The sequence below is a fragment of the Thermus composti genome (assembly GCF_014647535.1).
GTDB classification, from domain to species: domain Bacteria; phylum Deinococcota; class Deinococci; order Deinococcales; family Thermaceae; genus Thermus; species Thermus composti.
This window is the reverse complement of record NZ_BMPJ01000052.1, coordinates 1-4,905: the sequence shown is the minus strand read 5'-3', so window position 1 is coordinate 4,905 and position 4,905 is coordinate 1. Positions and strand designations below refer to the sequence as shown.

The following is a 4,905-nucleotide window of genomic DNA, read 5'->3' as shown; positions in this document are numbered from 1 at the left end:
TGGCGGCGGGGGTGGGGCGGGTGGGGATCGTGGAGATGGACCGGGTGGAGCTTTCCAACCTCCACCGCCAGGTCCTCTACGCCACGGAGGACGTGGGCAAGCACAAGGCCCTGGCGGCCAAGGAACGCCTTTTGGCCCTCAACCCCCTGGTGCGGGTTGAGGCCCACCCCGTCCGCCTCACCTCGGAAAACGCCCTGGAGATCCTGAAGGACTACGACCTGGTGGTGGACGCCTCCGATAACTTCCCCACCCGCTACCTGGTGAACGACGCCTGCGTCCTCCTGGGGAAACCCCTGGTGTTCGGGGCCATCTACCAGTTTGACGGGCAGCTTGCCGTCTTCCACCACCCCACCGAGACGGGGGAGATGGGGCCCTGCTACCGGTGCCTCTTCCCCAAACCCCCGCCCCCGGGAACGGTGCCCTCCTGCGCCGAGGCGGGGGTCTTCGGGGTTTTGCCGGGGGTGGTGGGGGCCTTGATGGCGTCGGAGGCCCTAAAGCTCCTTTTGGGCCTGGGAAAGCCCTTGGCGGGGTACCTCCTCCTCTTTGACGCCCTGGAGGGAAGCTTCCGCAAGCTAAGGATCCAGCGAAACCCCGCCTGCCCCGTCTGCGGGGATCACCCCACCCAAAAGGAGCTTATAGACTACGAGGCCTTCTGTGGGCTTTAAACCCCATCCCGGCCCAAGCCGGGATGGGGGAAGCCCTTTACGGTTTTAGCCCCGGGCCTCAAGGGGCACGTAGGGCTTGTCCAGCTCCCCGATGTACTTGGCGTCGGGGCGGAGGAGGCGGTTATCCAGCTCCTTGTACTCCAGGATGTGCCCCACCCAGCCCGAGATCCGGGCCACGGCGAAGATGGGGGTGAAGAACTCCAGGCTGAAGCCCAGATCGGAGTAGACCACCCCGGAGTAGAAGTCCACGTTGGGGTAGATGCCCCTGGGGTTCAAGACCTTCCCCGCCTCCTCCTCCACGATCTTCAGGATCTGGTACTCCTTGGAGTGGCCGTGCTTCTCCGCCACGATGCGGGCGAGCTTTTCCAGGACGCCGGCCCGGGGGTCAAAGGCCTTGTAGATCCGGTGGCCCATGCCCATGATCCGCTCCTTTTTAGCGAGCTTCTCCCGCACCCACTCCCGGGCCCGTTCCGGGGAGCCGATCTCCTGGATCATGCGCATCACGGCCTCGTTGGCCCCGCCGTGCCGGGGGCCCTTGAGGGAGGCCACGGCGGCGGTGATGGCGGAGTAGAGGTCGGTCTCGGTGGAGAAGGCGGCGATGGCGGTGAAGGTGCTGGCGTTGAAGCCGTGCTCGGCGTGGAGGATGAGGGCGGCGTCCATGAGGCGGGCCTGCTCGGGGGAGGGCTCCACCCCGTTCGCCATGTAGAGGAAGTTGGCGGCGTGGGAGAGGTCCTCCCTGGGCGCAAGGGGCTCCTTGCCCTCCTTGAGGCGCTTGTTGGCGGCCACGATGGTGGCGAACTTGGCGATGAGGTCAAGGCCCTTTTGGTAAAGGGCCTCCTTGGAGATATCCCCCTCGGTGGGGTCCAGCATCCCGAGCTCCGAGACGGCGGTGCGCAGGAAGCTCATGGGGTGGGCCGAGGTGGGGTAGCGCCGGAAAGCCTCGAGGAGCTCCTTGGGCAGGGCCCGGCGTCGGGCTAGATCCTTCCCGAAGGCCTCAAGCTCCGCCTTGGTGGGCAATCTCCCGTGGAGGAGGAGGAAGGTGGTCTCCTCAAAGGTGCTCTTCTCCGCCAGCTCCTGGATGGGGATGCCGTAGTAGTAGAGCTTCCCCGCCTCCCCGTCAATGAAACACATCCGGCTTTCCGTGAACAGGACGCCTTCTAGACCCCGTGCCACTTCCATAGATCCCTCCTTGTCCGCACCCCAAGGGTGCTTCCTCCCCCATCATACCCGCTAGAGGGCGTCCTCTTGCAGGATAAGGGTCTTGAGGTAAAGGCTTTCGGGGATGTGGAGGCTCCAGGGGTGGTCGGGGGGCTGGTAGGTGACGGCGTGGACCCGAAGGCGCTTCCCCTGGTCCGCGGCCGCCCTGCGGGCTACCTCCAAAAGGTCCTCCACCTTGAGGTAGTAGCTGCAGGCAGAAAGCCACAAAAAGCCCTCGGGGGCGAGAAGCCTCAAGGCCTCCCGCACGAGGTCCACCAGGTGGCGCTTCATGGCGGGAAGCTCCTCGGGGCGCTTCACCAGGGTGGGGGGGTCCAGAAGCACGTGGTGGAAGGGGCCTTCCAGGGTCCTTAGCACCGCCAAGGCCTCCCCGTGGCGGATGTCCACCCTTAGCCCCGCCTCCAGGGCCGCCCGGTCCAGGACGGCCAAGGCCTCGAGGTCCTTGTCCACCGCCAAGGCGTAGGCCCCCTTGCGGGCCGCCCTTAAGGCGAAGCCCCCCACGTAGCTAAACACGTCCAAAACCCGCTCCCCGGGCCGCACCATGGCCTCAAAGAGGCGGCGGTTTTCCCGCTGGTCCAGGTAAAACCCCGTCTTCTGGGCGAGGCGCAAGGGGATGGGAAACCGGAGGCCGTCCTCCTCCACCGCCAAGACCTCGGGCACCTCCCCGTAGACCACCCCCACCCGCTGGGGAAGCCCCTCCCGGCTCCGGGCCTCCACATCGCTCCGCTCGTAGACCCCCCGGGGGGCGAAGGCCTCCAGAAGGGCGGGAAACCACACCTCCCGCAAGGCCTCCATCCCCCGGGAGCGCACCTGGAGGACCAGCACCTCCCCGAAGCGGTCCACCACGAGCCCGGGCAGGCCGTCCGCCTCCCCGTGGACCAGGCGGCAAAAGCTCCCAAGCCCCTCCCGCCGCCTTAAGGCCCTCTGGAAGCGGGCGAGGAAGAAGCGGCGGTCCAGGGGCCCCCGGTCAAAGCGGAAGGCCCGGAAGGGGGCGGAGGCGCGGGGGTCGTAGTAGCCCACGGCCAGAAAGCGCCCGTCGCTGGCGAAGGCCTCCGCCACCCCTGCTTCTAGTGGGGCTTCCAAAAGCTCATCCCGGTAGAGGTTGGGGTAAAAGTTGAGAAGCTTCTTTTCCTTGCCCGGCCTGGCCACCACCCTAAGCACAGGACCAGGATATCCCTTAGGCTAGGGCCATGAACCGGAAGCGCTGGCTGGCCCTCTTTCTCTTCCTCGCCTTGGTGGCCTTAGGGGTGGTGGGCCTAGGCCGCCTCACGGGGGAAAAAACCCCGGCCAAGCCCTGGCGGGAAGCCTCCCTCTACGGCCAGGGGGAGAAGGTTCTCCTTTTGGAGCTTCGGGGAAGCATCCCCAGGGGGAAGGACCTCGAGGCCTTCCTCTCCCAGGTGCGCCAGGCCCGGGAAGACCCGGGGATCAAGGCCGCGGTCCTCCTCGTGGAAAGCCCCGGGGGGTCGGTGACCGAGACCGAGGCCATCCACCGGGCCTTAAAGGCCCTGGACCAGGAAAAGCCCCTGGTGGCCGTCTTCGGCCGGGTGGCGGCCAGCGGCGGCTACTACGTGGCCACCGCCGCCCGGGAGATCCTCACCCCGCCCACGGCCCTCACCGGCTCCATCGGGGTCATCTCCGTCATCCCCGAGGTGGAGGGCCTGCTGGAAAAGCTTGGGATAAGGGTGGAGGTCCTCAAGGAAGGGGCCCTGAAGGACATGGCCTCGGGGCTTAGGCCCCTTTCCCCCGAGGAAAAGCGGGTGCTCCAGACCTACATGCGGGAGGCCTACGAGCTCTTCCTCACCCGGGTGGCCGAGGGGCGCCGCCTCCCCTTGGAGAGGGTGCGTTCCCTGGCGGACGGCCGCATCTACTCGGGCAAGCAAGCCGTCGCCCTGGGCCTCGCCGACGGGGAAGGCTACCTGGAGGAGGCCGCCCAGCGGGCGGCGGCCCTGGCGGGGCTGGAAAGCTTTAGGCTCGTGCGCTACACCAGGCCCCAGGGCCTTTGGGAAAGCCTTCTAGGAGAAGCGCCCTGGGCGGGCGCCCAAGGGGAAGGCCCGTTAGGCCTTTGGGAAAAGGCCCGGCTTCGGCTGGAGTACCGCTACCTGGGAGGTGGATGGTGGTAGTGGCAAGCCCCTGGCGAAGGCTTGTGGCCTCTTTGGTGGATAGCCTTTTGCTCCTCCCCCTAAGCCTTCTCCTGATGGCCCTCTCGGGCGTGGACCCCTTGGGCCCCACCACCTTGGCCCAGGACCTCCTCTTCCAGTGGCTTCCCGGTTGGGCCTACTACGTGGCCTTCACCGCCCTTTTCGGGGCCACCCCGGGAAAAATGGCCCTGGGGATGAAGGTAGTGCGCGCCGACGGGAAGCCCGTAGACTGGCTCACCGCCTTCATGCGGGAGGTGGTGGGCAAGACCCTCTCCACCCTGCCCCTAGGGCTTGGGTACCTCTGGGCCTTCTTCCACCCCAGGCGCCAGGCCTGGCACGACCTCATCGCCGACACCCTGGTGGTGCGCACGGGGCTTTCCCAAGCCCCCAACACCCATGGGCCCCAATAGCCCCCAAAAACTTTCCCCCCTCGGTGGCGAGGGGGGAAGCTTTGCGTTCTACTGGTGGGCGATGGTGGACTTGAACCACCGACCTCACGCTTATCAGCACGCAAAGGAGAAAGGGGCTTAGGCCTGTTTGCGTGTGGAAGGGCGTTTTGTGGCCCTGGTCTTTTCGGTAGATGCGGGGGTTTGCGGGGTGTTTAGGTGTAGCAAGGTGTCAAGGGACAAAGCCCCAGCCCGGTGGTCCTCTTCTATGAGCTGCTGGTAGACCTTGACGGTGAAGGTAGGGTCAGCGTGCCGCAAGCGGGCTGCCACCACTTTGGGCGGGAGGCCCGCCCGGAGGGCCAGGGAGGTGTAGGTGTGCCGGAGGCCGTGGGGGGTGATGCGGGAGACTCCGGCCTTCTCCTGCAAGGCGTAGAACAGGGCTTTACCCAAAACTCCTTCCTCGCCCTCCCTTAGCCTGCTTCAAGAGTTCTTGGGTGACTT

6 protein-coding genes are annotated in these 4,905 nt (G+C 66.5%); 3 read left to right on the top strand and 3 right to left on the bottom strand.

The features are described from left to right. On the top strand, positions 1-665 hold a 665-nt coding region (locus IEX93_RS11285), incomplete at its 5' end, for a ThiF family adenylyltransferase (RefSeq protein WP_188848281.1). 45 nt (positions 666-710) lie between these two features. Here IEX93_RS11285 and IEX93_RS11280 read toward each other — a convergent pair. Further along, the gene (locus IEX93_RS11280) at positions 711-1,844 is read right to left on the bottom strand and encodes a citrate synthase/methylcitrate synthase (RefSeq protein ID WP_188848280.1); all 1,134 of its coding nucleotides are present in this window, start codon (positions 1,842-1,844) and stop codon (positions 711-713) included. 51 nt (positions 1,845-1,895) lie between these two features. Beyond that, positions 1,896-3,041, bottom strand: a complete 1,146-nt coding sequence (locus IEX93_RS11275; protein WP_188848279.1) for a class I SAM-dependent rRNA methyltransferase — start codon at positions 3,039-3,041, stop codon at positions 1,896-1,898. A 29-nt stretch (positions 3,042-3,070) separates the two neighbouring features. Here IEX93_RS11275 and sppA point away from each other — a divergent pair, with 29 nt between their 5' ends. Continuing rightward, positions 3,071-4,000 (top strand): signal peptide peptidase SppA, encoded by a 930-nt coding sequence (gene sppA / locus IEX93_RS11270; protein WP_188848278.1) that lies wholly within the window; start codon positions 3,071-3,073, stop codon positions 3,998-4,000. Then, a complete protein-coding gene (locus tag IEX93_RS11265) occupies positions 3,994-4,428 on the top strand; it encodes an RDD family protein (protein WP_188848282.1) in 435 nt (144 codons plus the stop codon). The genes sppA and IEX93_RS11265 overlap by 7 nt, the downstream gene beginning before the upstream one ends. A gap of 117 nt (positions 4,429-4,545) precedes the next feature. Here the strand turns inward: IEX93_RS11265 and IEX93_RS11260 are convergent, their stop codons facing one another. Then, positions 4,546-4,830: a tyrosine-type recombinase/integrase gene (locus IEX93_RS11260; protein ID WP_229906186.1), complete on the bottom strand. Its 285-nt coding sequence runs from the start codon at positions 4,828-4,830 to the stop codon at positions 4,546-4,548. Positions 4,831-4,905 lie beyond the last annotated feature (75 nt).